Genomic DNA, 859 nt, shown 5'->3' with positions numbered 1-859 from the left:
GGTTTCTAGCCCAGACGCCGAGCGCATCGTTTCGTTTATCGATTCGGTAAAGCAGGGTTTGGGCGCCCTGCATCAACAAGGTTCGCAAATACCGATCCCCACGCTTGCTAATACCCAGTAACGTGGTTTGCCCCCCAGTCGAGTATTGCCGCGGCACTAACCCCAGGGAGGCCGAAAAGTCTCGGGACGATTTGTACATCGAAGCATCCCCGACATCGGCCACCAACGCGCTAGCGATGAGGGGGCCGATGCCGGGGACGCTCTGTAATCTTTTGCCGGCGTCACTCCTGTTTACCTGCTGCTTGATCTCGGTATCCAGCGCTTTGATTTCGCTGGTCAATTGACGAATGTCATCAAGCATCCGATTAATAGCCTGCCTCAGGCGCAGAGGTAGATTGTGTTCTTCCATCAATGTAGGAACCCGATCCAGCGCGGCATAGCCGGCGGGAAAGATAACGCCAAACTCCAATAAGAACCCGTGCACCTGGTTGATCACGCCGGTGCGTCGACTTACCAGTGATTTACGCAATTTATGCACCGTCGACAATACCTGCTGGTCGACCGACTTGACCTGCACAGAGCGCGTTCTGGGGCGTGATGCGGCTTCGCAGATAGCTTCGGCATCAATGAAATCGTTCTTGTTGCCCGTGACGTAAGCTTTTACATGCTGTGGCGCAATCAGTTGGACCTGATGGCCGAGCTTGGTGATTTCTCTCGCCAGAAACTGTGACCCGCCACAGGATTCCATGGCGACTTTGCAGGGTGGTATTTGTGCTAGCCACGGTAGCAACTGGCTGCGATTAAGCTTCTTGCGCAGAACCATGTGGCCTTGTGCATCTTGGCCATGCAAGTGGAAGCT

Annotated in this window: 1 protein-coding gene; it reads right to left on the bottom strand. The window is 54.6% G+C overall.

The genetic code is table 11. The features are described from left to right. On the bottom strand, window positions 1-859 hold an 859-nt coding region (locus HU762_RS26510; RefSeq protein WP_186641872.1), incomplete at both ends, for an IS110 family transposase.

This window comes from Pseudomonas sp. SWRI92 (genome assembly GCF_014268685.1).
Taxonomy (GTDB): Bacteria; Pseudomonadota; Gammaproteobacteria; order Pseudomonadales; family Pseudomonadaceae; genus Aquipseudomonas; species Aquipseudomonas marvdashtae.
Note: the sequence above shows the minus strand (reverse complement) of the source record. Positions and strands in the feature narration are given on the sequence as shown.